The organism is Micrococcus sp. 63XJN7_6_ISO-PGPR-S23-444 (assembly GCF_058072765.1).
Map to the genome: position 1 here is coordinate 2,350,038 of NZ_CM176516.1, position 24,578 is coordinate 2,374,615.

Below are 24,578 nucleotides of genomic sequence, written 5' to 3' on the forward strand. Positions count from 1 at the left end.
GGGCGGGGCCCCTGGCCACAGGCCCGGCCCGGCGGTCCGCCCTCAGAGGTGCGCCCGGCACAGCCGCCGCAGCGCCACGCGGGCCGGCAGTCGGTAGGCCAGGGCGACGACGGCGGGCCCGTGGACCGTCAGCCCCGCCCGGGTGCCGCGGGGGGTGGCGGTGAGGTCGTGCGTCATGGAGACCGCCGTCCCGGCCACCCGCACCGTCCACCGCCAGGTGCGGGCGTCGTCGTCGACCTCCTCGACCACGAACGGGACGCGCAGCCCCAGGGGCGCGTGGACCACGCCGCGAAGCCCGGCCCGCAGCCGGCGCCGTGGCGCCTCCACGGCGCGGATCTGCGGAGCCCACCGCGGCCACAGGCGCAGGTCGGCGTAGCGGGCCCAGGCCACGTCCACGGCGGCGGGCCCGGTCGTCGTCACGCGGCGGAACTGTCGGGGGCGGCGCGCGCGCCTCGCGCCGGCGGGGGTGCGGGTCCAGGGGGTCCGGATCATGGTGCCGAGCGTAGGGTCCGGACCGCCGGCCGGGACACGCCCGCCGGCCCGAGCGGCTCGGCCAGTGCACCGGGGGCGGCGTCGCGCTCCGGCAGGATGGGCGCATGACCCTCCCCACCCCCTCCGGCCGCTGGACGACGACGGCGCGGCCTGCCTTCGCCGTCGCCGCGGCCCTGTCCCTGGGCGGCAACCTGCTCTCACTGTGGATCGGCTCGTGGAAGTCCTCGGACCTGCCGGCCGACGCGGGCTACGCGGGCGTGCTCGAGGGCGGCTGGGAGCACATGCTCAACCAGCCCACGTACTTCACGTTCCTCTCGAACTTCCTGGTGGGGCTGACGTCCCTGCTGCTGGCGCTGCGCCTGCACCGGCCGGGCACGCTGTTCCGGGTGCTGCGGGTGACGGGGGTGGTGTGCATCGTGATCACGGGCGTGGTGTTCAACGTGCTGCTGCGGGACGCCGACCCGATGACCGCCGTCGAGCGGTTCAACGACACCCTGCAGCACATCGTCACGCCGATCCTCACCCCGGTGCTGTGGGCGGTCTTCGGGCCGCGGCGGCAGATCACGTGGCGGGTGGTGTGGTTGTCCACGCTCATCCCGCTCGCCTGGCTGGCGTTCACGCTGCTGCGCGGGCCGTGGCTGGACTGGTACCCGTACACGATCCTGGACGTCCCGCGGCTGGGCTACGACGGCGTCGCCGTCTACGTGGTGGCGATCCTCGTGTTCTTCGTGGCGGTCGCCGCCCTGCTGCGGGTGGCCGACGGCCTGCTGGCGCGGGCCGGCGTCGGGGTGGGGGCGGGCGCCGAGGCGGAGGCCCGGGTGGAGGCCCGTCCCTCCCCCTGACCCCGCCTCAGTCCGACGCCGCGCGGCCCACCTGCACCGCCCACGCGCGGACGAGCGCCTCGGCGACCTCCTGCTGGTCCAGGTGCACGTTGTGGCCGGCGGCGTCGAGCGCCGCGTAGGTGGCGCGCGGGTAATGCTCCAGGAGCCCGGCCTGGTCCCGGTAGCCGACGAGGTGGTCCTCCCGGCCGGTGAGGATCAGGGCGGGCCCCTCGAACGGCGGCGCGGCCTCCTCCGGCACGGCGTCCAGGACGTAGCGCGCGGACAGGCGCTTCAGCGCCTCCTCGTCCACGGCGCGGACGCCCGGCAGCGCGTGCTCGCGGAACCGCTCCCACGTGTCCCGCGTCAGCCGCGGGGACATCTCGAGGAACGGGGCGGCGTCGTCGGGGTCGAGGGTAGACATGAAGGCGTCGTCGCGCTCGCGCACCACCAGGTCGGTGCGGGTGCGCCGGTCCTCGTCCGGGTCGACGACGGGCGCGAGCAGCCCCAGCCCCAACACCTGCGCGCCGAACTCGGCCGCCACGTGCCGGGCGAGCAGGCCGCCGAGGGAGTTGCCGAGCACCGCGAACGGCCGCTCGCCGACCTCCGCGCTGATCCAGTCCACGAGCCAGGCGGCGAGCTCGGGGAGGCCGCCGTCGTCCTGGAGGGCCGAGGTCCGGCCGAAGCCCGGCAGGTCCACGTAGATCCGCTCGACCTCCCCGGCCTCGGCGAGGGCGTCGTCGAGCGGCAGCAGCAGCCGGTGGTCCACGCTGTTGCCGTGCACCGCGATCAGCGGGACGCCGGAGCCGCGGCGGACGACGTGGGGGTTCTCGGGGGTGTGCTCGGATGTGTGCTCGGTCATGGGTCCGAGCGTAGGGCTGAGCGCGCGGTGCCGCCCTCTCCCCGCCGCCCTCTCCTCGCCGCCCTCTCCCCGCTGCCCCCTCCCCACCGCTTTGCGGGCCGAATGCGACGCTCCCGTGCCCGATTCAGGGGCTCATCCGTCGGATTCGGCCCACAAAGTGCTCGGCCGGGCCGCCCGGTGCCGGCCGGTCACCAGAGCAGCTGGTCCCCGCGGATCTGCGTCTGGAGTCCGTCGATGCGCCCGAGCACGGAGACCTGCAGCAGGGCCGGCCAGGCGTGCACCACGAGCCCCAGGGCCACCGCGACCACGCCCCAGACCGGATGCCCGACGGCCGCCAGCGCCACGCCCGCCACCGCGTGCAGACCCGCGGAGGCGGCGTGGCTGACGAGGGAGCCCACGGCGGCGGTGCGGATGCGCCGCAGGTCGGCCCGGCCGGTGATGCGGCGGCTGATGGCCGCGTTCCAGCCGACGGCGCCCAGCTGCCGGGAGAGCCAGTCGGTGCGGACCCGGCGGGCGAGATCGCGCCAGCGCGTGTCCCGCCTCCACGGCCGGTCCACGAGCTGCCGCGAGGGCTCCCCGTAGAACGGGCCGAACCCGAAGGTCCCCACCGTGAGCACGCCGACGAACAGCCCCGGCGCCGTCGGCGCCATCAGCACGAAGGCGGACATCAGGGCGGCGACGGTGAGGGCCAGACCGGCGAGCGAGCGGGGAGTCATCACCGCGGACGCTAGCGCACCGGGCCCGCACCCCGGGCGATCCCCTCGAGCCGCCGCACGTGCGCGGCCCACCGCTCGGCGTCCCAGCCGGGCAGGTTGTCCCCGGGGCCGCGCAGGCCGGCCTGCCCGTCGATCCCCTCGCGCAGGATGTCGGCGTGGCCGGCATGGCGGGCCGCGTCGAGGGCCACGTGGGAGAGGATCTGCGCCAGAGTCACCTCGGCCAGGTGCGCGGGCCACCAGGGGACCCGCCCCCGCGCGTCGAGGACGAGGGCCTCGATGGTCGCGTCCGCGTGCGCGAAGCATCGCCGCGCGTAGTCGAGGACGTCCTCGAGGGTCTCGTCCTCGGCGGCGAACAGGTCCGCGCCGTCCTCCTCGCCCACCCCCGGCGCGTCCCAGGGCAGGGGGATGCCGGCGGGGCGGCCGAAGACCTCGCCGAAGTACTCGAGCTCGCACGTGGCCGCGTGCTTGAGCAGGCCCAGCAGGTTGGTGCCGGTGGGGGTGCGGGGCAGGCGGACCTCCCGCTCGGGCAGGCCGTCCAGCTTCGCGAAGAGGGCGTCGCGCTGCCGGCGCAGCCCCTGATGGAGGATCTCCTTGTGGTCCATGGGGTGAGCCTGCCGGGATTCAGGCCGCGCGGACGGCCCTGGCCCGTGGCCCGACGTCGTCGCGGACGTCCGGCGCCCCGGGCCGCCGTCGTCGGTCCTCAGCCCTCCCGGCGCGGGACCACGGTGATGGCCCGGGTGTCCGGGGCGGTGTCGGCGACGTGCTCCATGGCGCGGTCGAGGTCGCCGGTCTGCTGGTACGCCGCGTGGATCTGCTCCCACAGGCGGGCGTTGCGGACGCCGATCGCGTGCGGATCCAGCACGGGTTCCTGGCCGGCGCGGCGCTGGCGGTCGTAGTCCTTGAGCAGCCGGATGGCCACGGGGCTCAGCAGGATGAGCGCCAAGATGTTCACCCACGTGTAGAGGCCGACGCCGAAGTCGGCGAACGCCCACACGAGGGCCGAGCTCTGCACGGACCCGAACACCATGGAGCCGGCCAGCAGCAGCCGGGCGATCGCGATGACCGCGCGCTGCGCCGTCTTGTTGGGGATGAGGTAGGCGACGTTCGTCTCCGCGTAGAACGCGAAGGAGAGCAGGGTGGTGAAGGAGAACAGGAAGACGGCGATCGCCACGAAGGACGGTCCGAAGGCGGGCAGTGCCTCGTCGATGGCGATCTGGACCCATGCCGGGCCCTCCTCGACGCCGGGCACGTGCTCCGCGAGGAGGCTCTCCTCGTCCGGGCCCAGCACGTTGAAGCTGTTCGTGGCGAGGATCATCAGGCCGGTCATGGTGCAGACGAACAGGGTGTCCACGTAGGCGGAGAACGCCTGGGCCAGGCCCTGCTTCACGGGGTGGGAGACGTGGGCGGCCGCCGAGGCCTGGGCGCCCGAACCGGTGCCGATCTCGGTGGAGTACACGGCACGGCGCACGCCCCACGCGACGGCGGCGCCGAGGATGCCGCCGTAGACCGAGTGCAGGCCCAGCGCGCTGGAGAAGATCAGCCCGAACATCGCGGGGACCTGCTGCCACATGAGTCCGACGACGAGCAGCCCCACCAGGATGTACGCGCCGGCCATGAACGGGACCACGAGGCCCACCGTGCGGCCCAGGCGGTGCATGCCACCGAACACGATCGCGCAGAACAGCACGGCCATCCCGAGACCCACCCACAGCGGGTTCCAGCCCCACGCCTCGGTCGTGGCGGCGGTGACGGCGTTGGCCTGGATCTGCGGGCCGGTGAAGACCGTCGCGAACACGGTGGCCGCGGCGTACGCGACCGCCAGCCACCGCCAGTTCCGGCCGAGCCCCTCGAGGATGTAGTACGCGGGCCCGCCGCGGTACTCGCCGCGGACCTTGTGCTTGTAGAGCTGCGCCAGCGAGCTCTCCACGAGCGCCACGGGGGCGCCGAGGATCGCCGTCACCCACATCCAGAACAGCGCGCCCGGGCCGCCCAGGTAGATCGCGGCCGCGACGCCCGCGATGTTGCCGACACCGATGCGCCCGCCCAGGGCCATGGCGAACGACTGGAACGAGCTGATCCCCGCCGACGACGATCCTCCCCTGACCAGCTGGCCCACCATGTCCCTGAGCAGCCGCACCTGGGGAGCCGCCATGCGGATCGTGAAGTACAGGCCTAGGGCGAGGAGCCCGACGACCATGGGCAGGCTCCACATGATCGAGTTGGCGGCGGTGACGAACTGCTCCATGGCTTCTTCCCAGGTCGCGGACAGGATCCGTGCACTCCATCACATTCGGGCCACCCCGGGCACCCCTGAGCCCCCGGGGGGTCTGTGTGAGACCGGCAGGGTCGGCCGGCCAGACACGCCGTGCCGCCCCCGCACCGGCTCACCCCTGCCCCGCTCCCGCCTCCTCCCGCACCGTCACCGCCAACTCGACGTGTCCGGCCTCCGGGTCCACGAGGATCTGGCGGATCTCCGGCGCGGCGCCGGCGTCGTCCACGTCGAACGCGTCCATGAGTCCCAGCAGATCCGGATGGGGCAGCGCGCCGCCGGGGGCGTCGTCGAGGAGGTCGACGTCGCCCGCATCGGCCCGCACGTCCACGTACCGCTCCACACGGCGTGGCAGTGTCCCGGTCACCACCTCGTGCCCGTCGACCCTGAGGCCCGCGGGAGCCGGACCGCTCAGCGGGACCGCCAGGACGGTCTCCACGACGTCGGCGGCGCCCGGCACCGGACGCAGCGCCGTCCACAGCGGCCCGGCCGGTGCCGGCCCCGCCTCCGCGAGCGCCTGGAACAGCATCGCGAAGGCGGCGTTCGCGCGCTCGGTGGTCCCCTCCTCACCGGCCTCGTCCAGGGCCACCCGCTGCACGACGCCGGCCCACGGCGTCGGCCCGACCGTGCGTTCCGCCACGGGGCCGGGACGGGCGGGGCCGCCGTCGTCGTCGGGATCCGGGGCCGCGTAGACACCGGCGGCCGCGAGCGCGAGCGCGCGGTCCTCGAGGTCGCGGCGGCGTCGCAGCTCGGCCGCGTGTGTCTCGAGCCGCGCCGGCAGGGAGGCGGGGTCCGCGAGGACGGACCGGACGTCGTCGACCGTGAGGCCGGCCGCCCGCAGGACGCGGATCTGTGCGGCCGTCCGGATCTGGGCGGGTGCGTAGCGGCGGTAGCCGGAGTGGGCGTCGACGTCGGCGGGGGCGAGGAGGCTGCGCTCGTCGTAGAAGCGCAGCGCCTTCGCGCTCAGTCCGGTGGCGAGGGCGAACTCGCCGACGGTCATCAGGGGGCTCATGGGGCGACCTTTCTCTCAGGTGATCCCAGCGTGGGCGTTCCCCCAAGGGGAGGGTCAAGCGTCGCCCAGCCTGCTCGAGACCGGCGGCCTCAGACCTCCAGCAGCACCTTGATCTCGCGGCGCTCGTCCATGGCCCGGTACGCCTCGGCGGCGGCGTCGAGCGGCATGCGCGCGGTGAACACACGGCCGGGCTGGATCTCACCGGACTGGATGCGCTCGATCAGCTCGGGCAGGAAGCGGCGGACGGGGGCGGGCCCGCCCTCGAGGTGGATCTGCCGGCCGAAGAGGTCGGAGCCGTCGAGGGTCTGGTCGTGGGAGACGCCCACGAACCCGACGTACCCGCCGGGGCGCACCGAGGCCAGGGCCTGGTCCATGGAGCCCTGGGTGCCGACGGCCTCGCACACCCCGTGCGCGCCGTAGCCGCCGGTGAGCTCGCGCACCTGGGCGGCGCCCTCCTCGCCGCGCTCGGCGATCACGACGTCCGCGCCGAACTCCCGGGCGAGCGCGGCCCGGTCCTCATGGCGGGAGAACACGATGACCTGCTCCGCCCCGAGGGTCTTGGCGGCCAGGACGGCGCACAGGCCGACGGCGCCGTCGCCGACCACGGCGATGGTCTTGCCGGGGCCGGCCTGTGCGGCGACGGCGGCGTACCAGCCGGTGCCGAGCACATCCGAGGCGGCGAGGTAGTCGGCCAGGCGGTCCGGGTCCGCGGGCTCGCCGCCGGGCACCTTCACGAGGGAGCCGTCGGCGAGCTCGACGCGCATGTACTGCGCCTGGCTGCCCGTGTACTCGCCGGCGTTGACGCAGCGGGACTGGTAGCCGGCCTGGCAGATCTCGCACGTGTTGTCCGAGAGCATGAAGGAGCCGATCACGAAGTCGCCGACCTCGAGGGTGGCGACGTCCTCGCCCTTCTCCACGATCGTGCCGACGTACTCGTGGCCCATGCGCCGGTGGTCGACGTCGTTGTGGCCGCGGTAGGGCCACAGGTCCGAGCCGCACACGCATGCGGCGGCCAGCTTCAGGACCACGTCCGTGGGCTGGGTGACGCGCGGGGTGTCCACCTCCTCGACGACGACGTCGCCCGGCGCGCGCATGATGACGGCCTTCATCGTCTCGGGGATGGCCGCGGTGGCGGGGGTCTGTGCGGTCATGGTCTGTCCTCCGGTCTGGCCCGGCGGTCCGGGCGGCGGTGTGCGGGGAACAGTCTTGCGCCCCTGGGCCGTGAAGACGACAGATCGGCGTCGCAGGCGGGGCCGGTGGATGACCGCGCGCCAGCGACATCACCGCAGGGCAGAACCGCGGTGATGTCGCTGGGGTGAGGTCGGCCGACACACCCCGCTCGGCTCACAGCGAACGAGCGACGCCGGGCGTTACGCTGTGGTTCCCATCACATCCGACTCCCCTCGGAGGCCCGTCGTGACCCTCACCCTGCCCGCCCGTCTCGAGCGCACCGCCGCCGGGCACCCGAACTCCACCGCCCTGATCCTCGGCGAGAACCGCATGACGTACGCGGAGCTGCAGGACCAGTCCCAGCGTCTGGCCGGGCTCATGCGGCAGGAGGGCATCGGCCCCGGGGACCGCGTGGCGCTCATGGTGCCGAACATCCCGGCGTTCCCGGTGGTGTTCTTCGCGGCCCTGCAGCTGGGCGCCGTCGTCGTCCCCATGAACCCGCTGTTCAAGCGCCGCGAGATCGAGTACTACCTGGAGGACTCGGGCGCGTCGATGCTGTGGTCCGTGCCGTCCGAGGAAGCCGTGGAGGGCGCCCGCGAGCGCGGTGTGCCGCTGCGCACCCTCGGCGAGGACGGCCTCGCCCCGCACCTCGCGGCGAGCCCCGGCCCGGTGACCGAGACCGTCGAGCGGGACCTCGAGGACGACGCCGTCATCCTCTACACCTCCGGCACCACCGGCCGCCCCAAGGGGGCCCAGCTGACCCACCGGAACATGGGCACCAACGCGGACACCGCGGCGGAGACGCTGATCCAGCTCCAGCACGGGGAGACCGTGCTCGGCTGCCTGCCGCTGTTCCACGTGTTCGGCCTCACGTGCGCGCTCATGGCGCCCGTGACGATGGGCGCCAGCCTGGCGTTGATCCCCCGCTTCGATCCCGCCGTGGCCGCGCAGACCGTCCGGGAGTGCGCGGTGGACGTGTTCATCGGTGTGCCCACCATGTACGGGGCCGTGCTGGCCGCGGCCAAGGACCGTCCGGAGGACCTGGCCAGCCTGCGCCTGGGCGTCTCCGGCGGATCCGCCCTGCCCGTGGAGCTGCTGCGCCGCTTCGAGGCCACCTTCGACTGCGAGATCCTCGAGGGCTACGGCCTGTCCGAGACCTCCCCTGTGGCGTGCTTCAACCATCCGGGTGAGGAGCACCAGCCGGGCTCGATCGGACGTGCCGTCCGCGGGTGCGAACTGCAGCTGGTGACGCCGGACGGGGCCGTCGTGCCCGAGGGCGACGAGGAGACCCTGGGCGAGGTGTGGATCCGCGGGGAGAACGTGATGAAGGGCTACTGGGGCAAGCCGGAGGCCACCGCCCAGGCCATCACCGAGGACGGCTGGTTCCGCTCCGGCGACCTCGCCCGGCGCGATGCCGCGGGCAACTACTACATCGTGGACCGCACGAAGGACATGATCCTGCGCGGCGGGCTCAACGTGTACCCGCGCGAGATCGAGGAGGTGCTCTACGAGCACCCGGCCGTCGCGGAGGCCGCCGTGGTGGGGGTGCCCCACCCGGAGCTCGGCCAGGAGGTCGCCGCGCACGTGGTGCTCGCCCCCGGCGCGCACGCCACGGAGGAGGAGCTGATCCAGCACGTGAAGTCCCAGGTGGCCCCCTACAAGTACCCGCGCACCGTGAACGTGCGGGACGGACTGCCCAAGACCGCCACCGGCAAGATCCTCAAGCGGGAACTGACGCCGGCGGAGTGAGCTCGGGGTGACCGCCCGGGCCGGGCACACGGTGAGCCTCCCATGACGACCCTGCCGCGCCTGCGGGCGGAGGTGGCCCGGCGGTACGCCGGCCTCGACCTGCCCGCCTGGCCCGCCCCGCACCCGGACGGCGCCCCGCCGAGAGAGGAGGAGTACTCCCGGGTGACCGACCCGCCGCGGTATCGGATCGCGGCCGCCCGGGCCCGCGTGTGGGCCGAGGTGCTCGCGGAGGCGGGTGCCGTCGTCGCGCCGGACCCGGTGCGTGGCATCCCGCTCGACGAGGCCGGGCGCGCCGACCTGGCGGTCCCCGTGGACCGAGCGCTGCGTGTGGCGCCGCCGGCCGGCGTCGACGGCGCCTCCCCCTGGTGGCTGCTGGAGACGGACGTGCCCCAGGACGACGACGGCGGGGTCCTGCCGGTGCTTCGGGTGGCGGTCGGCGCCCCGGGGCAGGTGCACGCGGTGCTCCCGGACTGCGGATGCGACGCCTGCGACCCCGGGTCGGATGAGCTGCTCGAGGCCGTGGACCAGGCGGCCGTGCGCGCGGTCGGAGCGGGGGTGAGCCTGCGGGGCCGTCATGGGCTGCGGCGCCGGGACTGGCACGTGCACTGGCGCTCGGACGGCACGGCCGAGGGGCTGGGCCGGGTCCCGGGATGGCCGTTCGAGGCGCTCACGGACGCCTGCCGGGACCTGGCCGCCGGCGGCCGCCCAAGGCTGCCGCGCGGGACCGAGGCAACCGTGCGGGCGGGGTGGTTCCCGGAGGCGTGAGGGGGCGGTGGTGGATTCGGGATGACCCGTCGATCGCGACATGACCTGACGGCAGACCCCAGGTCGTGTCGCGGCCGTCAGGCCGACCTGTCTCGGGCGCGGGCCACCATCCCCGCCGTCACAGCCGCGACAACCTCCCGTGGCGGCTCGGCCCCGGCCCAGTCCCCCGCGGCGCCACCCTCGAGGCTGGCGATCAACCCCTCGACGTCGGCGTGGTGCTCACCGCGTCCCGAGCGGCGGGTCAGGGTCCAGCCGTCCCCGTCCAGGCTGAGCCGGCACCCGGGGGCGAGGCCGGCGCGGAGTCGGGCCAGGGCGCGCCGCTTGAGCCCGGACGCGTTCAGCCGCGCCGTCGTCGGGGAGGCGACGGCGCGGCCGCAGGCTCCGCACACCGCCGCGTCAGCCCTGGGTGCGCGGACGGCGCCGGGCGAAGTCCGTGGCGACGTCCTTCATGTAGGCGAACTCGACGCCGTCGTGGTCCTGGATGTGGTCGAGGAGCCGTTCCAGCATGAGCAGGTTCTGCGGGCGCCCGGACACGTCCGGATGGATGGTGATGGGGAAGACGGCGTAGTCCATCTCCCGGTGCACCCAGTCGAACTGGTCCTTCCACAGCTGCTCGATGTCCCACGGGGAGACGAAGCCGTGGCTGTTGGGGCTGGACTTGATGAACATCATGGGCGGCAGGTCGTCCAGGTACCAGGACGCGGGGATCTCGATGAGGTCGGTCTCCTCGCCGCGCTCGAGCGGCTTCATCCACGCGTGGGCGGAGTCGGCGTCGTAGTCGATCTTGGTCCAGGTGTCGCCCTTGCGCACGTAGTACGGGGTGTGGTCGTCGTGCATGAGCGAGTGGTCGTAGAGGAAGCCGCGGTCCAGCAGGATCTCGTTGGTCACCTTGGAGAACTCCCACCAGGGCGCCACGTAGCCCACCGGCTTGGTGCCGGAGCGCTTCTCGATGAGCTCGGTGCAGTAGTCGAGGATCTCGGTCTCCTGCTGGCGGGTCATGGCGATGGGGTTCTCGTGGGAGTAGCCGTGGACGCCGATCTCGTGTCCGGCCTCGACCACGGCGTCGAACTGCTCGGGGAACGTCTCGATCGAGTGCCCGGGCCAGAACCAGGAGACGGGCAGGTCGCGGCGCTGGAACAGCTGCAGCAGGCGGGGCACGCCCACTTCTCCGGCGAACATGCCGCGGGAGATGTCCCCGGGGGAGTCCTCGCCGCCGTAGGAGCCGAGCCAGCCGCCGACCGCGTCGACGTCGATGCCCACACTCACGTAGATCTTCTTGGTCATGGTCCTGCCTTCCTCTCGGGTCAGCGCAGCCGTTCGAACTGCGCCCTGAACTCTGGGGGGTCGGGGTGGGAGGCGGCGACGGTGGCCGCCAGGATCCGGGCCTGGAAGGGGGTCAGCTCCCCGGCGGGCACGGCGCCGGCCGCGAGGATGTCCGCTCCGCCGCCGTCGCCGTAGACGCCCAGGACCGGCCCGGCGAGCGTGCGGGTGGCGAGCACCACCGGCACGCCGCGGTCCGCCAGCTCCGCCACCGCCTCGGCGTGCCCGGGGCCCGCGTTGCCCAGGCCGGTGCCGGCCAGCACCACGACGTCGGCGCCCCGGTCCGCCGCCCAGGTCAGCGCGGCGGGGTCGGCGCCGGGGTGGGCGGTCACGAGGTCCACGCGCGTGCCGTCCAGTCCGGAGTCCGGGAGGTCGAGGGTGCCGGGGCGATGCGGGCGGGCGTGCAGGTGGAACCCGTCCCCGTGCGTCGTGCCCACGAGCGTGCCGCCGGTGAACGGCTGGCTGGCCATCGTGTGCCCCTTGCGGGTGCCGCGTGCGGACAGCAGCGCGCCGTCGAAGGCGATGAGGACGCCGAGCCCGCGGGCGTCCGGTTGGGCGGCGGCGAGGACGGCCTGGCGCAGGTTGCGGGGGCCGTCGGTGTCCGGGTGGTCGGCGGCGCGCTGCGCGCCCGTGAACACCACGGGGGTGTCCGTGCCGTTCAGCAGGTCCGCGAGGAACGCGGTCTCCTCCATGGTGTCTGTGCCGTGCGTGACCACAACGCCGTCGATGCCGGGGTCCGCCGCGCGCTCACGTGCGGTGCGGGCGATCGTGGCCAGCTCCGGCAGCCCGAGCCGGTAGCTGCCGACCGTCATCACGTCCTCGCCGGTGATCTCGACGTCGGCGGTCGCGTCCATGCCCGCGAGAATTGCCTCCGCGGCGTCTCCGGCCGTGGCGCCGGAGCCCTCGCCGGAGCGCGAGGCGATCGTGCCGCCGGTGGCGAGGACGTGGACGCGGGTCATCGGGAGGCTCCTGGGCTCATGCGTGCCAGCGTGACAAGGGCGGGAGAGGTGGGTCAACGGATGGGGGTCTCCACCCTGCGCAACGACGCTGGACAAGTCAGACACCGACACCTACCCTGCGGTCATGGGCATGTCAGAGAGCTTCGAGACATCCGTTCACGACTTCGCAAACACCTTCCTCGATTATCAAATCTACCTGGGGCATCTGGGTCAGACCCCGGAAGACGAGATCCTGATCTGCACCCCGGGGGAGGGCTGGTCGCTCGGGGCCCTGGAGGAACTCACTGAACACCTGCGGGATGACCAGCAGTGGTACACCGGCATAGAAGAGCAATACCGCAAGGGAGCAGGCGGCATCGGTGCGGACGGGCCGGTCACTCTCTCCGTAGCTCTCGGCGTCACAAAAATGGTCCCGAGTGTTGCCTGGTTATTAAAGCAACTGCGGAGAGAAAACCCACCCCTGGACGACCGCCTTTCGGCGCGGAGACGAGCTGAAGCTGCCGTTCTCCGCCGATATGCCACAGATCGTCGGAAAGACCTGAAGTTGCGGTCAGAGGCTGAGAGACTTGACCATTGGGAGTTCTCATTCAGAGCTATTGACGGCGACTCATACACGGTTGAAGTGTACGGGATTGAGGGCAAGACCTCAGCCGAGCGGATCAGGTGGGAGTCCAGCGCGCCGTAGGCCGTGACCTGACGCGCCCCACCCCATTTTTACCGGCTCATGTAAAGGGCCAGCTCGTCAGAGACTGCGAGCCCTCGCAGGTTGCAAATCGACGGGCCGCGGGGTCTCCCCCCGCGGCCCTTGGTGCATGTCACCAGGGCCTCACGCCAGCGGCCTGCACACCTCCGTCACGAGATCCTCAGGCGCGGCCTGGTCCGGCGTCACGAGATAGCGGTTGAATACCTTGGAGGCCAGGGTCCCGTCCTGCCGGGCAGCCAGCCCCTCGGCCTCCATGCGCTGGACGATCAGGTCGTGTGCCTGCGAGATCTGCGTGTACCGGCCGACGGGCCTGATGCCTTGCTGCTGCAGGGCGGGCATGAGCCTCTCCCACAGGCGGCCCTCGTCGGAGTAAGACGGGACGGTGCCGCGCAGGGCGACGACGGTCATGGCAGGGACGGCGGTGCGGTTCAGCTGGATGGTCATGGGGATCTCTCCTGGGGTGAGCATGCGGTCGATGAGGGAAAGCCGTTCCCGGGCCGCGTGCAGCTCCTCGACCAGGGTGCACCGCTGCAGGGCGAGCGCATCGGTCCAGGTCGAGGTGCCGCGGGCGGCGAGGAGGGCGGTGATGGCCGAGACGCCGAGGCCGACGTCGCGCAGGTTCCGGATGTCCGCGGCGTCCCGCAGCTGGGCGGGGGCGTAGCGGCGGTACCCGCTGTGCGCGTCGACGTGCTCCGGCACCAGGACGCCGTGGGCGTCGTAGTGGCGGAGCATCCGCACGGAGAGGCGGGAGAGCGAGCTGAACTCGCCGATCGTCATGAGGTCCGTGTGCGTGACCATGGCAACAGCGTGTGGGGTGACACGGTGGAAGGGTCAAGGCCGGGTCTAGATGTTGTGGGTCATGAGGTTCTTGGCATGACCAGCGGCCTGAGATGAGACGAGCGGGCCCCGTCCCGCGGGATGGAAGTTCCTCAACTACCACATCCACGGAGAACAGAGCCCGCTCGTGACCCACGCTCACGCACCCCTGACCCCCACCGGGGAAGACCTGCGCCAGCCACCGCAGAAGATCACCGCCCGGGCCCCGGGACACATGGTGCACCTGGACGTGAAGAAGATCGGCAAGATCCCCGACGGGGGCGGCCCGCGCGCCCACGGGCGGGGCACCGAGGCCGCACGGGCCGTACGGGCCGCCAAGCATGGACCCGGCGCGAAGGTGGGGTACACCTCCCTGCACTCGGCGATCGATGGGCACACCCGGCTGGCCTACACCGAAGCGTTGGAGGACGAGCGCCCCGCCGCCGTGAACGCGGCGATCCCGATTCAACGAGTGCGTCCCCTGCCGGCGTCCGCCGGCGAGAACCCGCCCGTGAGGGCCAACCAGGCTGCGGCACCGGTGGCGGCGTGCGATGCGCCCCTCCCCCAGCACGTCCCCCGGCACCCTCGCCTGGCCCCCGTCCCGGGTGCTCTCCTCTACGATGCAGTGATGACCACCACCCTCACCCTGCTGGACCCCGCCGGCCCGGACCGCGAGGCGCTCATCGCCCTCCTCACCGGGAACGCGTGGCCGTTCCACATGCGCCCGCACCCCAGCCGGGAGCAGGTCGACGCGGCCATCGACGACGGCGGCTGGGGCGACGAGGACAACCGCACCTTCTGGATCGAGCACGACGTGCACGGTCGCGTCGGCGTCGTGCGCCTCGAGGACCTCACCGACCCCACTCCCCTCTTCGACCTGCGCGTGGCCGAGCGGTTCCGCGGCCGAGGCCTCGGCGTCGAGATCCTCACCGCGCTGACCCGTCACGTGTTCGAGACGATGCCGGACGTCGACCGGTTCGAGGGCCAGACCCGCGAGGACAACTCGCCGATGCTCCGCACCTTCCAGCGGGCCGGCTGGGTCAAGGAGGCCCACTACCGGCGGGGCTGGCCCGTGGAGGGTGGGGAGCCGGTGGCCTCCGTGGCCTATGCGATGCTCCGCCAGGACTGGGAGAACGGCACGACGACGCCCGTGCCGTGGGAGTGAGGCTGCCGGCGAACGACCTGGACTGACACCCACCTGGAACACTGGTCCCATGTCCTCTCTCGCCCAGGCGCTCCGGGTCCACCGCCTCGTGCAGGACGACGTCGCCCTGCGCATGCTGCGCATGGACTCCCTGCCCCTCGTGGCCGGCGTCCTCGCCACCCATCTGGGCGCCCCGAACGCGAGCCTGCCCACGCACGAGCTGCATGACGCCCTCGACGCCGAGCTCGACACCCTGCGGGACCACCTGGACCTCTCGGGGCGGACAGCCAAGGCGTACTGCGAGGACTGGCGGCAGGCGGGACTGCTCGAGCGGCGCATCGCGGACGAGGCCCGCGAGGAGGTCTACGAGCTGACGCCGGCCGCGCGGCAGGGGCTCCGCGTCGTCGAGCAGCTCCTCGCACCGCGCGCGAGCGTCACCGAGTCCCGCCTCGTCTCCCTCCTCACCGCGCTCCATCAGCTGGCCCTCGAGACCGACCCGGACACCTCCCGCCGGCTGGCCGCCCTGCGGGCTGAGCAGCAGGCCCTGGCGGAGCGCATCGAGCGCATCGCCTCCGGTGAGGACACCGTGCTGGATGAGCGACGCGCGGTGGAGCGGCTCGACGACGTGCTCACCCAGGCGGCCGACCTCCCCGTGGACTTCGCCCGGGTCCGGGCACGGTTCGGGGAGCTCAATCAGGAGCTGCGGCGTCGCATCCTCACGGACGAGGGGCTTCCCGGCGACGTCCTGGAGAACGTGTTCCGCGGCGTGGACCTCATCGAGTCCTCGGACGAGGGCCAGACCTTCGCCGCGTTCTCCCGCATGGTGCGGGACCCCGCGATGTCCGCGGCGTTCCAGGCCGACATCCGGGCCGTCCTCGAGCGCGACTTCGCCGCGGATCTGCCGCCCGCCACGCGGCGTGCGGTGCGTGGCCTCGCACGCACCCTGCAGGACGGCTCGTCCGCCGTGCAGGACACGCTCACGGAGTTCGCCCGCGGCCTGCGCCGCTACGTCCTCTCCCAGGAGTACCACCGGGACCGCCGTCTGCACGTGGCCCTCCGGGAGGCGCTCAGCGCCGCCGCCGACGCCGCCCCGGCCACGCGTCCCTACCGGCAGACGGGGCGGGACCTGGACCTCACCGGCATGTCCCTGCGCTCCGTCGGGGAGATCTCCCTGCACGATCCCCGCGAGTTCGACGTCGGTCCTGCCCTCGAGGACGCCGCCGTGGCCACGGTGGACATGGCCGCCCTGCGTGCGCTCGCCCGTGAGACGGAGATCGACTTCACGGAACTGCGCGAGAACGTGAACCGCACCCTCGAGGGGAAGGACGGCGCGCCGGCCTCGGCCACGGTCGCCGACGTCCTCGAGCTGCACCCCGCCACGCAGGGGGTGGCGAGCGTCGTCGGACTCCTCTCCCTCGCCGCGCAGCACGGCCAAGTGGACCCCGACGCCGTCGACCTCCTCCGCTGGCCCGCCGCCGCCGGGATGCACTCCGCGCACGTGATCCGCCACCGCTTCACCGAAAGGCTCCCCTGATGACCCCGGATTCCGACGACGCGGCGACTCCGCCCGCCACGGACGCTGCGCATACCGCCGGCGCCGCGCCCACGCTGTGGGAGGGCGATCTCGGCACGCTCGGAGAGCAGTCACGACGCGCACTGCTCGAACTCCTCCAGGGTCCGTACCTCTCCGGCCGCCGTCGCCCCCAGCTGTGGCAGGCCCTGATCGCCGACGAGGCCGCCATCCGCTCGCGGCTGCACGACCTGTTCCTCGACGTGGTGATCGACCAGCATGACGAGTTCGCGTTCACACGCAGGGTCGCGACGGACGAGATCGCGGTGCCGGCCGCCCTGCGCTCCAAGTCCATGACGTTCCTGGACACCGCGATGCTCCTGGTCCTGCGCCAGCACCTGCTGACGGCGGCCGGCGAACGCCGCGTGATCGTGGGCCGGGACGAGGTCTTCGAGCAGCTGGCCGTGTACCAGCAGGGTGACGACTCCGGGTGGGCGCGCCGACTGAACAGCTCGTGGACCAAGATGCTCAACAGCTTCTCCGTCCTCCAGCAGCTGGAGGACGACCGCGCCGAGGTCTCGCCGGTGCTCAAGGTGATGATCGGCCCGGAGGAGGCCCGGGCGTTCACCGAGCTGTACCGCGAGATCGCGGCGGGGCAGAACGACGACGACGCGGATGTCACGACCCAGGAGGACGACCGATGACCGCACCTCATCCCGCGCAGGAGCAGGACACGTTCGACCTCGGCATCGAGTTCCCCGGCCGCGACACAGCGGACATCCGCCAGTGGCGCCTCGAGGAGGTCCAGATCGCCAACTGGGGCACCATGGACGGTCGCATCCACCGCTTCCCCGTCTCGCGCCGCGGGCACCTGATCACGGGGCCCTCGGGCTCGGGCAAGTCCTCGATCCTGGACGCGATCGCCGCCGTCCTCACCCCGGACAAGTGGCTGCGCTTCAACCAGGCCGCGCAGGGCGGGGCGGAGCGGACGGCCACGCGCGGCCTGGTCTCCTACGTGCGCGGCGCGTGGACCCGCCGGCAGGACGAGGACGAGGACCGCGTGGTCTCCGCGTACCTGCGCCCCGGGGCCACGTGGGCCGGCGTCGTCCTCACGTATCGCGACGGCGCGGGCGGCGTCGTCTCGCTGTGCCGACAGTTCTTCCTGCGCGGCACCGCGATGTCCCGGGCCGACATGAAGGACCTGTGCCTGCTCGAGCGCTCTGCCGTGGACCTGGCCGAACTGCAGACGCTGATCGACGACGGCATCAGGACCCGCCGTGTGCAGGCACGCTGGCCGCAGGCCGTCGTCACCACGAACGGCGGTCACGGCCCGTTCTACGCGCGCCTGCGCTCGGTGTTCGGCATCCGCGACGACGCCGCGCTGCACCTGCTGCACCGGACCCAGTCCGCCAAGGGGCTGGACTCGCTGGACCAGCTGTTCCGCAACCACATGCTGGAGCGGCCGCCGACGTTCGCCATGGCGGACCGCGCGGTCGAGGAGTTCGGCGCGCTGCGCACCGCGTACGAGCGCGTCGTGGACCTGCGCCGGCAGCGGGACCACCTGCTCGAGGTGCGCACGGCCGCACAGGAGTACGAGGCCGCCGTCGCCGAGGAGTCCAGGCTGCGCCGCCTCGAGGCCGCCATCCACCCCTACCACCAGGCCAGGTTCCTGGCGGAGATCCGGCGGGCGCTCGAGGAGGTGCAGGCCTCGCTCGCGGGCCTTCACGCGGCGCGCACCGAGGCCGACGCCGAGCAGGAGCGCGCGGAGCAGCGGCGCCAGCACGCCCTGATCGCGCTCGCCAGCGTGGGCGGGGACCGCGTCGCGGAGCTCGGACGGCAGATCGACGCGGCACGGGAGCAGCACCGGGAGCGTCTGGCTCGGCGCGCCGTCCTGGCGAACCGCCTCCGCGCGGCGGACGTGGACGCGGAGCCGAGTACCGCCGTCGAGTTCGGCGAGCTCCAGGCGGCCATCGCCGCGGACCTGGAGGCGCCGCCCGAGCACCCGGGGCCGAGCCACGCCCAGCTGACCGAGCTCAGCCGCCTGCGGGAGGCGGTGCGCGAGCTCGAGGCGGACATCACGGCCCTGCGCCGCCGCGGCAGCACCGTGCCCCGGCACCTGGCGTCGGTCCGGGAGGACCTGGCGGAGCACCTGGGCGTGCGGACGGACGCGGTGCCCTTCGTGGCCGAGCTGCTCGACGTCGACGCGCGCCATCAGGAGTGGACCGGCGCGATCGAGCGCGTGCTCGCCCCGCTCTCGCTGACCCTGCTGATCCCCACGCGGCTGCTCTCGGCGGCCCGGACCTGGATCGACCGGCGCCACCTGGGCGTGCGACTGCGGTTCGAGGAGGTCAGGCCGACGCGGGCCGCCATCCGGCCCGCGAGCAGTCAGGACTCCCTCGTGCACAAGGTGACGGTGAAGCAGGGCGTGTTCCACGACTGGCTCCAGGCCCGCCTCTCCGAGCGGTTCGACCTGGCGTGTGTCAGTACGGCCGCCGAGCTCGCGCGGCACGAGCGGGCCGTGACGGCGGCCGGCCAGGTGAAGCTCTCCGCCACGCGGTACGAGAAGGACGACCGGTTCCGCGTGGATGACCGCTCCCGTTGGGTCCTCGGCGATCCGGCGGCGAAGCTGGAGGTGCTGGTCGAGGAGCGCGCCGCGCGCCAGGCGGCGTTCGCCGTCGTCGAGGGCGAGGTCCAGCGGGCCCAGGAGCGGGCCGATGCGGAGCGCCGGCGCCGCGCCACTCTGCGCAGCGTGCTCGAGACCCCGTGGACGGACGTGGACCACGCGGCACTGGAGCGCCGGATCGCGGACCTCCGGGCGCAGGCGGATGAGCTCAGCGCCGCCAGCGGCGATCTGCAGGCCGCCCGTCGCAGGGACGAGGCCGCCCAGCAGGACCTCCGGACCGCCCGCCAGGCCGCTGACGAGGCCCGACTGGCCGCCGCCCAGGCCGAGCGCCGCCGAGCCGAGCTCACCCAGGAGGCGCGAGAGCTCGAGGCGGAGAGCACCGGCCGCGAGCCGCTCCCAGCGGAGCTCACCGCCGAGCTCGACGCCCGCTTCCGGGCCGTGCGCCGCTCCGCCACGCGTTCCGCCCTGACGGAGAGCGCCGACCTCGTGCGCCGGGACGTGAGCGCGCTGGCCGAACGCGCGCGTTCCGCGGGTGCGCAGGCGGGGGAGCGCTGCACCGTGCTCACCACGCAGTTCTCCCGCCAGTGGGCGGTGGCGGCCGCGGACGCCTCGCCCGGCGTCGAGGACCGCGGCACGTACCTGGCGATCCTCGAGCGCATCGTGGAGCAGGGGCTGCCCGAGCACGAGGACCGGTTCCACCAGATCCTGCACGAGCGCTCCTCCGTGCTCTTCGGCGAGCTCCACCGGGCCATCAGCACCGCGCCCGGGGAGATCGAGGACCGCGTGGACCCCATCAACTCGGCGCTGCGGCGCTCCCCCTTCGACGAGGGGCGGTTCCTGCACCTGCGTGTGCGCGTGCGTCGTCCCGAGGCGGCGCAGCAGTTCCTCCGCGACCTCTCCGCCGTGGCGGAGAACGCGTGGGCCGACGACTCCCTCGACGATGCCGAGCGGCGCTACACCGCGCTGGCCGGGATCATGGACCGCCTCGCCTCCTCGGACCACGTGGACCGGGTGTGGCGGCAGCAGTGCCTGGACACGCGCGAGCACGTCACCTTCCTCGCGCAGGAGGTCGACGACGCCGGCGCCGTCCACGCCACGTACGACTCGGGCGCCGCGATGTCCGGCGGGCAGCAGCAGAAGCTCGTGGTCTTCTGCCTCGCCGCGGCTCTGCGCTACCAGCTGGCCGCCCCCGAGGACCCGCGCCCGCGGTACGGGACGGTGATCCTGGATGAGGCGTTCGACAAGGCCGACGCCCGCTACACGCGCATGGCCATGGACGTGTTCGTGGAGTTCGGCTTCCAGATGGTGCTCGCCACCCCTCAGAAGCTCCTGCAGACCATCGCCCCCTACGTCGGCGGCATCACCACGGTGGAGAACCCGACGCGGCGGCTCACCCAGATCGCCGAGGTGATGTGGGAGGACGAGGAGAAGTGAGCGGGGCGACGGGACGGGGCCGGGATGGGACGGGGGCCTGGCCGATGGTGGCTCCGGAGGCGGCGCGCGAGCTGGCGCGTCGGGCCCTGGCCCGGTCGCATCGCGGGTGGACCCTCGGCGAGGTGCCCACCCCCGCGTGGTCGCTGCCGCTCAAGCCGCCCACGGAGCAGGTCGTCCTCGCCGACCCGCAGGCCGCGCAGTCCTGGGCACGGGGCTGGCGGGCCGCCACCCTGCCCGCGGGCATCCGGGTGGAGTGGGCCGAGCGCAGCTGGCGCAGCGTCGGGCGGCAACAGGTGCCCGTACGCGTCCACGCGGTCACCCCGGACGCGCTCGTGGCGTGGGTCGGCGGGCGCGAGGCGCGGGAGCAGCGGGTCTTCGCGGAGCGCGTCGCAGCGATGCGGCGGCTGGCCGAGGCGTGGGGCGGGTCGGGCCCGTCGGCTGCGGGTGGGGCGGGGTCAGCCCCGCAGACACAGGACGACGACGGCGAGGCCGCCGCCGACCCCCGCGAGCTGACACTCGCCGCGGCACTGCGGCGCCACGCGCAGCGCCTCACCGACCTGAGCGAGCCGGACTTCCTGCGCGTGGTCGCGGTGCTGGAGTGGCTGCGGACCACGCCCGTGCAGGGCCTGCGGCCGCGTCAGCTGCCGATCCGCGGGGTCGACTCGAAGTGGTTCGGGGCGCACCGCACCCTGCTGGAAGCGCTGCACGCGCCACAGGAGGGCGGTCTCGGGATCGTCGACGCCCACCCGACGGTGCGCGTCCGCATCCTCGATCCGGCCCTGCGCCCGGAGGGACTGCGTGATCTGGAGGTCCCGCTGGAGCAGGCCGCCGCGTGGCCGATCGCGCCCGCGCGCGTGCTCGTGGTGGAGAACAGCGAGACGCTGCTGTGTCTGCCGGACGCCCCGGGCGCCGTCGCCGTGTGGGGCCGGGGCTTCGACACCGCGGCAACAGTGCTGCCGTGGCTGCGGGGCGCGGAGCTGCACTACTGGGGCGACCTGGACTCCCACGGCTTCGCGATCCTCCACCGGTACCGCACCCGCCTGCCGCAGCTGCGCAGCGTGCTCATGGACGTCCGGACCCTCGAGGCGTTCCGCGACCTGTGCGTCCCGGATCCCACGCCCTTCCGTGGCGCGCTGGCCACGCTGACCTCGGACGAGGCGCGCGCGCTGGAGCGGCTGCGTGCCGAGGGCGACGTGCGGCTCGAGCAGGAGCGGGTCGGGTGGGACCACGCGCTCTCGGCGCTGGACGCGCACTTCGTCTTCTGCGACGCGGGCGATCGTGCCGCCGGTGGCGAGGACGCGGACGGTCGGCGGATCGCGTCATGACGGGGCCCCCGCTCCCAGCAGCCCGGCCACCCCGCGGGCCGCGGGCGGGGCCAGGTGCACGGCGCGCACGACGGTGAACGCGGTCAGCACGGAGACGAACGCCCATTCCCGCCAGGACCCGGTGGTGCCGAGCAGGGGGAGCCGGAACCGCCCGCCCGGCTGCCAGCACCAGAGGCGGCAGGGCGGGTCCGGCCGGAGGGGCCAGAGCAGGGCCACGCCGTTGTTGGTGAGGGCGTCGCCGAGGATGTGCACGGTCACCCCGATCGCCACGGACGCGGGGATCCACCACAGCCCGTCCCCCAGGACGGTGCCCAGCACCGCGGCGACGACGCCCAGCGCCCACGCGGACACCCGCCCGCCCCGCGGCAGCAGGCGCAGCGCCGTGGCGGCGACCGCCACGAGGAACGCGGCGATGACGCCCTGACCGACGCCGTAGGTGAGCCCGGCCACCGGCACCTGAATGGCCGCGGCGGCGACCGACAGCGCGGTGAACGCCGCGATCCCCACCAGCGAGTGTGTGCCGCGCCGATGCCCGCCGGCCACGTGGCGGATGCCGCGGCTCAGCCACTCGGTCACGGGCGGCAGGGCGTGGACGACGGTGGCCCGGGGGTGGTCCCAGTCGCTGATCATGGCCGCGCCGGCGGTGGTCACGGCGCCGAGCAGCTGGAGTTCGGCGGGCAGGTGCAGCACGGCGATCGGCGACTGCCAGTGCGTGAGCGCCAGCCAGGCCGCGGCGCCGGTGGCCGCGTGGGACGGGCCCATCATGGGTGGGGTCCTCTCGTTCGCAGGACCGGGCCGCGTCACCGCGCCTGCGAGGGCCGGCGGGCGGCCCGCGGGGAAGGAAGAGGACCAGGGTGGCAGGCGGGGCGGACAAGGTAAGGAGGCCGCCGCGGCTGGAGCGGGTCGAGGCGGCTGCCCGGCCGGGGGCGGCCGCCCGGCCCCTCACCCCGTCATCGCCAGCACGAGCGGGGCCAGCAGGGCGGTGAGCACGCCGGAGCAGGCCATGGCGAGGGCGGAGAACGCACCGGTCTTCGGCCCCTCGGCGAGGGCGCGGGCGGTGCCGATGCCGTGGGAGCTCACGCCGATGGCCAGGCCGCGCACGCGGGGGTCGCGCACGCGCAGCCGGTCGAGCACCCAGGGAGCGAGCACGGCGCCGAGCACGCCGGTGAGCACGGGGAGCACGGCGGCAAGGGAGACGATCCCGCCGCCGGCGTCGGCCACCGCCATGGCGATCGGCGTCGTCGCGGACTTGGGGGCGAACGTGGCGGCCAGCGCGGCGTCCCCGCCCATCAGCCGCACGATCAGCACGGCGCTCACCATGGCGGTCAGCGAGCCGACGGTGACCCCGACGGCGACCGGCAGCAGCAGCTTCCGGATGTCAGGGCCGGCCCGGTACAGGGGGACGGCGAGGGCCACCGTGGCGGGGCCCAGCAAGAAGGTGAGGTAGCTGCCGCCGATCATGTAGGTCTCGTAGTCGATGCCGGTCAGGGCCAGGAACGCGGCCACCAGCACGATCGTCACGAGCACGGGCGTGAGCAGGGCGGTCTGCCGGGCGGCGAGCCACAGGCGGCGGGAGAGCACGGCGACGGCGAGGGTCAGCGCGATGCCGAACAGCGGTGTGTGCAGGAGCGCGTCCCAGGCCTCGGCGAGGGAGTCGGTGAGTTCGGCAGCGTTCATTGTGCGTCCTCCTTGTCCGTGAGGCGGCGGGCGAGCGGGGCCGCGACGCCGGCGGTAACCACCAGCCCCAGCAGCCAGGGCACCACGAAGCCGACCAGCATCAGCGCCCGGTGTTCCCCGATGAGGCCCAGCACCGCGACGACGCCGACGCCCGCCGGGACGAACAGCAGCGGCAGGTGCTGGAGCAGGTGATGGCTCGCCGCCATCACCGGCGCGTCCTCGGCCGGCCGGCGCCACGCGAGCAGGCCGAGCAGCAGGAGCATGCCCAGCACGGCCCCGGGGATCGGCAGGTGCAGCGTGTCGGCCACGAGCGTGCCCGCCAGCTGGCAGAGCAGCAGGATCAGCAGGCCCTCGATCATCGGGGTTCACCTGCCTCGGACGGGCCCACGGGCGGCAGGCCGGGGACGACGCCGCTCCCCGCGGCGTCGAGGTGCGCCTGCAGGGCGCGCTGGGCGTCTGCGGCGCGCCCGGCGGCCAGCTGAGCGCAGATCTCGGCGTGCCCATCGAGGAGGCGGCGGGCGGCGTCGACGGATCCGCCGGTGGCGGCGTGGATGAGGCGGGCCAGGCGGGGGGCGAAGGTGCGCACGACCTCGTCGAAGGCGGCGTTGCCGCACGTGGCGATCACGTCCCGGTGGAACCGCACGTCTAGCGCGGAGAACGCCGCGAGGTCGCCGGCGTCCAGGGCGGCGCGCTGCTGCTCCAGGTTGGCGGTGAGCGTGGCGACGAGGGGCCCGACGGCGTCGGGCCGCGCGGCGACCGTGGCGAGGGCGGTGGACTCGAGGAGGCCGCGCAGGGCCGTGAGGTCGGCCACGCTCTGCGGCGTGAGAGCCTGCACGGCCGCGCCCTTCTTGGGGAGGAGCCGCACCAGGCCCCAGCGCTCGAGCTGGAGGAGGGCCTCCCGGGCCGGCGTCCGGGAGATGCCGGCCTCCGTGGAGAGCTGGACCTCGGTGAGCATCTCCCCCGCGGCGATCTCACCGCGGACGATGCGCCAGGCGACGTCGTGGGCCAGGCGGCCGGCAGCCGTGGCACGACTGCCCCATAAGGGGTCGGAGAGTGGAGTCATGCGGGCCAGAATAATCAGATGCATGCATGGATGTATGCATTGTGTCGGACTCGGAAGAGGTCCGGGTGGGGAGGGGTACAAGGTGCCGGCACCTGTCGAAGCGGGCCTGCGGAGCGGCTGTCAGCCGAGTTCTGTGCCGGTCAGGGGTGCG

At 73.6% G+C, this 24,578-nt stretch carries 24 protein-coding genes and 1 pseudogene; 10 read left to right on the forward strand and 15 right to left on the reverse strand.

The window, feature by feature from the left end; genetic code table 11:
* Positions 1-42 precede the first annotated feature (42 nt).
* Complete coding sequence (locus AC3RJ9_RS10820; protein ID WP_020627043.1) at positions 43-492, reverse strand: SRPBCC family protein; 450 nt, start codon at positions 490-492, stop codon at positions 43-45.
* 104 nt (positions 493-596) lie between these two features.
* On the opposite strand from AC3RJ9_RS10820, the gene AC3RJ9_RS10825 reads away from it, so the two are divergent.
* A complete protein-coding gene (locus AC3RJ9_RS10825) occupies positions 597-1,334 on the forward strand; it encodes a Pr6Pr family membrane protein (protein ID WP_020627044.1) in 738 nt (245 codons plus the stop codon).
* 7 nt (positions 1,335-1,341) lie between these two features.
* Here the strand turns inward: AC3RJ9_RS10825 and AC3RJ9_RS10830 are convergent, their stop codons facing one another.
* From AC3RJ9_RS10830 to AC3RJ9_RS10855, 6 genes are all read right to left on the reverse strand, one after another.
* Positions 1,342-2,172, reverse strand: a complete 831-nt coding sequence (locus AC3RJ9_RS10830; protein WP_123243966.1) for an alpha/beta fold hydrolase — start codon at positions 2,170-2,172, stop codon at positions 1,342-1,344.
* A 188-nt stretch (positions 2,173-2,360) separates the two neighbouring features.
* Positions 2,361-2,888 carry a hypothetical protein gene (locus AC3RJ9_RS10835; protein WP_036315583.1) on the reverse strand — a complete coding sequence of 176 codons (528 nt, stop codon included), beginning with the start codon at positions 2,886-2,888 and terminating at the stop codon, positions 2,361-2,363.
* Between the two features lie 11 nt (positions 2,889-2,899).
* Complete coding sequence (locus AC3RJ9_RS10840) at positions 2,900-3,490, reverse strand: DinB family protein (protein WP_010079843.1); 591 nt, start codon at positions 3,488-3,490, stop codon at positions 2,900-2,902.
* Between the two features lie 98 nt (positions 3,491-3,588).
* Positions 3,589-5,133, reverse strand: coding sequence for an alanine/glycine:cation symporter family protein (locus tag AC3RJ9_RS10845; RefSeq protein WP_489727664.1), 1,545 nt, complete (start codon positions 5,131-5,133; stop codon positions 3,589-3,591).
* A 139-nt stretch (positions 5,134-5,272) separates the two neighbouring features.
* Positions 5,273-6,169, reverse strand: a complete 897-nt coding sequence (locus AC3RJ9_RS10850) for a MerR family transcriptional regulator (RefSeq protein WP_489727665.1) — start codon at positions 6,167-6,169, stop codon at positions 5,273-5,275.
* Between the two features lie 89 nt (positions 6,170-6,258).
* Positions 6,259-7,320: a zinc-binding dehydrogenase gene (locus tag AC3RJ9_RS10855; protein ID WP_095346760.1), complete on the reverse strand. Its 1,062-nt coding sequence runs from the start codon at positions 7,318-7,320 to the stop codon at positions 6,259-6,261.
* Positions 7,321-7,585: 265 nt separating this feature from the next.
* Between AC3RJ9_RS10855 and AC3RJ9_RS10860 the strand changes: the two genes are divergently transcribed.
* Together AC3RJ9_RS10860 and AC3RJ9_RS10865 are read left to right on the forward strand one after the other, a co-directional pair.
* Positions 7,586-9,088: a long-chain-fatty-acid--CoA ligase gene (locus AC3RJ9_RS10860; protein ID WP_489727666.1), complete on the forward strand. Its 1,503-nt coding sequence runs from the start codon at positions 7,586-7,588 to the stop codon at positions 9,086-9,088.
* Between the two features lie 42 nt (positions 9,089-9,130).
* The gene (locus AC3RJ9_RS10865) at positions 9,131-9,853 is read left to right on the forward strand and encodes a DUF6226 family protein (protein WP_158184085.1); all 723 of its coding nucleotides are present in this window, start codon (positions 9,131-9,133) and stop codon (positions 9,851-9,853) included.
* Between the two features lie 77 nt (positions 9,854-9,930).
* Here AC3RJ9_RS10865 and AC3RJ9_RS10870 read toward each other — a convergent pair whose 3' ends face one another.
* The 3 genes from AC3RJ9_RS10870 to AC3RJ9_RS10880 are packed head-to-tail and all read right to left on the reverse strand — an operon-like array spanning position 9,931 to position 12,132.
* Entirely contained in the window at positions 9,931-10,242 is a 312-nt protein-coding gene (locus AC3RJ9_RS10870) for a hypothetical protein (RefSeq protein WP_095346754.1), read from the reverse strand.
* 7 nt (positions 10,243-10,249) lie between these two features.
* Positions 10,250-11,137, reverse strand: a complete 888-nt coding sequence (locus AC3RJ9_RS10875; RefSeq protein WP_095346752.1) for a polysaccharide deacetylase family protein — start codon at positions 11,135-11,137, stop codon at positions 10,250-10,252.
* A gap of 20 nt (positions 11,138-11,157) precedes the next feature.
* Positions 11,158-12,132 carry an asparaginase gene (locus AC3RJ9_RS10880; protein ID WP_010079834.1) on the reverse strand — a complete coding sequence of 325 codons (975 nt, stop codon included), beginning with the start codon at positions 12,130-12,132 and terminating at the stop codon, positions 11,158-11,160.
* A gap of 124 nt (positions 12,133-12,256) precedes the next feature.
* Between AC3RJ9_RS10880 and AC3RJ9_RS10885 the strand changes: the two genes are divergently transcribed.
* Positions 12,257-12,817 carry a hypothetical protein gene (locus AC3RJ9_RS10885; protein ID WP_010079833.1) on the forward strand — a complete coding sequence of 187 codons (561 nt, stop codon included), beginning with the start codon at positions 12,257-12,259 and terminating at the stop codon, positions 12,815-12,817.
* Positions 12,818-12,958: 141 nt separating this feature from the next.
* Here AC3RJ9_RS10885 and AC3RJ9_RS10890 read toward each other — a convergent pair whose 3' ends face one another.
* On the reverse strand, positions 12,959-13,633 hold the full coding sequence (locus tag AC3RJ9_RS10890) for a MerR family transcriptional regulator (RefSeq protein ID WP_095346750.1): 675 nt from the start codon (positions 13,631-13,633) through the stop codon (positions 12,959-12,961).
* Between the two features lie 187 nt (positions 13,634-13,820).
* Here AC3RJ9_RS10890 and AC3RJ9_RS10895 point away from each other — a divergent pair.
* The 6 genes and pseudogenes from AC3RJ9_RS10895 to AC3RJ9_RS10920 all read left to right on the forward strand — a co-directional run.
* Positions 13,821-14,105 (forward strand): annotated as a pseudogene (locus AC3RJ9_RS10895) (IS481 family transposase); the annotation flags it as partial.
* 174 nt (positions 14,106-14,279) lie between these two features.
* Entirely contained in the window at positions 14,280-14,816 is a 537-nt protein-coding gene (locus AC3RJ9_RS10900; RefSeq protein WP_010079830.1) for a GNAT family N-acetyltransferase, read from the forward strand.
* 49 nt (positions 14,817-14,865) lie between these two features.
* The gene (locus AC3RJ9_RS10905; RefSeq protein WP_095346748.1) at positions 14,866-16,329 is read left to right on the forward strand and encodes a DUF3375 domain-containing protein; all 1,464 of its coding nucleotides are present in this window, start codon (positions 14,866-14,868) and stop codon (positions 16,327-16,329) included.
* Entirely contained in the window at positions 16,329-17,009 is a 681-nt protein-coding gene (locus AC3RJ9_RS10910; protein ID WP_010079828.1) for a DUF4194 domain-containing protein, read from the forward strand. The genes AC3RJ9_RS10905 and AC3RJ9_RS10910 overlap by 1 nt, the downstream gene beginning before the upstream one ends.
* Complete coding sequence (locus AC3RJ9_RS10915; RefSeq protein ID WP_095346746.1) at positions 17,006-20,362, forward strand: ATP-binding protein; 3,357 nt, start codon at positions 17,006-17,008, stop codon at positions 20,360-20,362. Before AC3RJ9_RS10910 ends, AC3RJ9_RS10915 begins: the two co-directional genes overlap by 4 nt.
* Before the next feature lie 44 nt (positions 20,363-20,406).
* On the forward strand, positions 20,407-21,687 hold the full coding sequence (locus tag AC3RJ9_RS10920; protein WP_010079826.1) for a Wadjet anti-phage system protein JetD domain-containing protein: 1,281 nt from the start codon (positions 20,407-20,409) through the stop codon (positions 21,685-21,687).
* On the opposite strand, the gene AC3RJ9_RS10925 is transcribed toward AC3RJ9_RS10920, so the two are convergent.
* The 4 genes from AC3RJ9_RS10925 to AC3RJ9_RS10940 all read right to left on the reverse strand — a co-directional run bounded on the left by AC3RJ9_RS10925 (position 21,682) and on the right by AC3RJ9_RS10940 (position 24,427).
* Positions 21,682-22,452, reverse strand: coding sequence for a metal-dependent hydrolase (locus AC3RJ9_RS10925; RefSeq protein ID WP_095346745.1), 771 nt, complete (start codon positions 22,450-22,452; stop codon positions 21,682-21,684). The two genes, AC3RJ9_RS10920 and AC3RJ9_RS10925, sit on opposite strands and share 6 nt — an antisense overlap.
* Before the next feature lie 177 nt (positions 22,453-22,629).
* Positions 22,630-23,364: an LrgB family protein gene (locus AC3RJ9_RS10930; RefSeq protein WP_095346743.1), complete on the reverse strand. Its 735-nt coding sequence runs from the start codon at positions 23,362-23,364 to the stop codon at positions 22,630-22,632.
* Positions 23,361-23,723 (reverse strand): CidA/LrgA family protein, encoded by a 363-nt coding sequence (locus AC3RJ9_RS10935; RefSeq protein ID WP_095346741.1) that lies wholly within the window; start codon positions 23,721-23,723, stop codon positions 23,361-23,363. The genes AC3RJ9_RS10930 and AC3RJ9_RS10935 overlap by 4 nt, the downstream gene beginning before the upstream one ends.
* Positions 23,720-24,427: a GntR family transcriptional regulator gene (locus AC3RJ9_RS10940; RefSeq protein ID WP_041104849.1), complete on the reverse strand. Its 708-nt coding sequence runs from the start codon at positions 24,425-24,427 to the stop codon at positions 23,720-23,722. The genes AC3RJ9_RS10935 and AC3RJ9_RS10940 overlap by 4 nt, the downstream gene beginning before the upstream one ends.
* Positions 24,428-24,578 lie beyond the last annotated feature (151 nt).

What these genes read in the sequence shown, in the direction of transcription:
- AC3RJ9_RS10865 (WP_158184085.1), top strand. Translation starts at nt 9,131, where the DNA reads ATGACGACCCTGCCGCGCCTGCGGGCGGAGGTGGCCCGGCGGTACGCC.
- AC3RJ9_RS10820 (WP_020627043.1), bottom strand. Translation starts at nt 492, where the DNA reads ATGATCCGGACCCCCTGGACCCGCACCCCCGCCGGCGCGAGGCGCGCG.
- AC3RJ9_RS10920 (WP_010079826.1), top strand. Translation starts at nt 20,407, where the DNA reads ATGGTGGCTCCGGAGGCGGCGCGCGAGCTGGCGCGTCGGGCCCTGGCC.
- AC3RJ9_RS10890 (WP_095346750.1), bottom strand. Translation starts at nt 13,633, where the DNA reads ATGGTCACGCACACGGACCTCATGACGATCGGCGAGTTCAGCTCGCTC.
- AC3RJ9_RS10850 (WP_489727665.1), bottom strand. Translation starts at nt 6,169, where the DNA reads ATGAGCCCCCTGATGACCGTCGGCGAGTTCGCCCTCGCCACCGGACTG.
- AC3RJ9_RS10875 (WP_095346752.1), bottom strand. Translation starts at nt 11,137, where the DNA reads ATGACCAAGAAGATCTACGTGAGTGTGGGCATCGACGTCGACGCGGTC.
- AC3RJ9_RS10915 (WP_095346746.1), top strand. Translation starts at nt 17,006, where the DNA reads ATGACCGCACCTCATCCCGCGCAGGAGCAGGACACGTTCGACCTCGGC.
- AC3RJ9_RS10840 (WP_010079843.1), bottom strand. Translation starts at nt 3,490, where the DNA reads ATGGACCACAAGGAGATCCTCCATCAGGGGCTGCGCCGGCAGCGCGAC.
- AC3RJ9_RS10885 (WP_010079833.1), top strand. Translation starts at nt 12,257, where the DNA reads ATGGGCATGTCAGAGAGCTTCGAGACATCCGTTCACGACTTCGCAAAC.
- AC3RJ9_RS10910 (WP_010079828.1), top strand. Translation starts at nt 16,329, where the DNA reads ATGACCCCGGATTCCGACGACGCGGCGACTCCGCCCGCCACGGACGCT.
- AC3RJ9_RS10935 (WP_095346741.1), bottom strand. Translation starts at nt 23,723, where the DNA reads ATGATCGAGGGCCTGCTGATCCTGCTGCTCTGCCAGCTGGCGGGCACG.
- AC3RJ9_RS10940 (WP_041104849.1), bottom strand. Translation starts at nt 24,427, where the DNA reads ATGACTCCACTCTCCGACCCCTTATGGGGCAGTCGTGCCACGGCTGCC.
- AC3RJ9_RS10845 (WP_489727664.1), bottom strand. Translation starts at nt 5,133, where the DNA reads ATGGAGCAGTTCGTCACCGCCGCCAACTCGATCATGTGGAGCCTGCCC.
- AC3RJ9_RS10825 (WP_020627044.1), top strand. Translation starts at nt 597, where the DNA reads ATGACCCTCCCCACCCCCTCCGGCCGCTGGACGACGACGGCGCGGCCT.
- AC3RJ9_RS10880 (WP_010079834.1), bottom strand. Translation starts at nt 12,132, where the DNA reads ATGACCCGCGTCCACGTCCTCGCCACCGGCGGCACGATCGCCTCGCGC.
- AC3RJ9_RS10925 (WP_095346745.1), bottom strand. Translation starts at nt 22,452, where the DNA reads ATGATGGGCCCGTCCCACGCGGCCACCGGCGCCGCGGCCTGGCTGGCG.
- AC3RJ9_RS10905 (WP_095346748.1), top strand. Translation starts at nt 14,866, where the DNA reads ATGTCCTCTCTCGCCCAGGCGCTCCGGGTCCACCGCCTCGTGCAGGAC.
- AC3RJ9_RS10930 (WP_095346743.1), bottom strand. Translation starts at nt 23,364, where the DNA reads ATGAACGCTGCCGAACTCACCGACTCCCTCGCCGAGGCCTGGGACGCG.
- AC3RJ9_RS10900 (WP_010079830.1), top strand. Translation starts at nt 14,280, where the DNA reads ATGACCACCACCCTCACCCTGCTGGACCCCGCCGGCCCGGACCGCGAG.
- AC3RJ9_RS10835 (WP_036315583.1), bottom strand. Translation starts at nt 2,888, where the DNA reads ATGACTCCCCGCTCGCTCGCCGGTCTGGCCCTCACCGTCGCCGCCCTG.
- AC3RJ9_RS10830 (WP_123243966.1), bottom strand. Translation starts at nt 2,172, where the DNA reads ATGACCGAGCACACATCCGAGCACACCCCCGAGAACCCCCACGTCGTC.
- AC3RJ9_RS10855 (WP_095346760.1), bottom strand. Translation starts at nt 7,320, where the DNA reads ATGACCGCACAGACCCCCGCCACCGCGGCCATCCCCGAGACGATGAAG.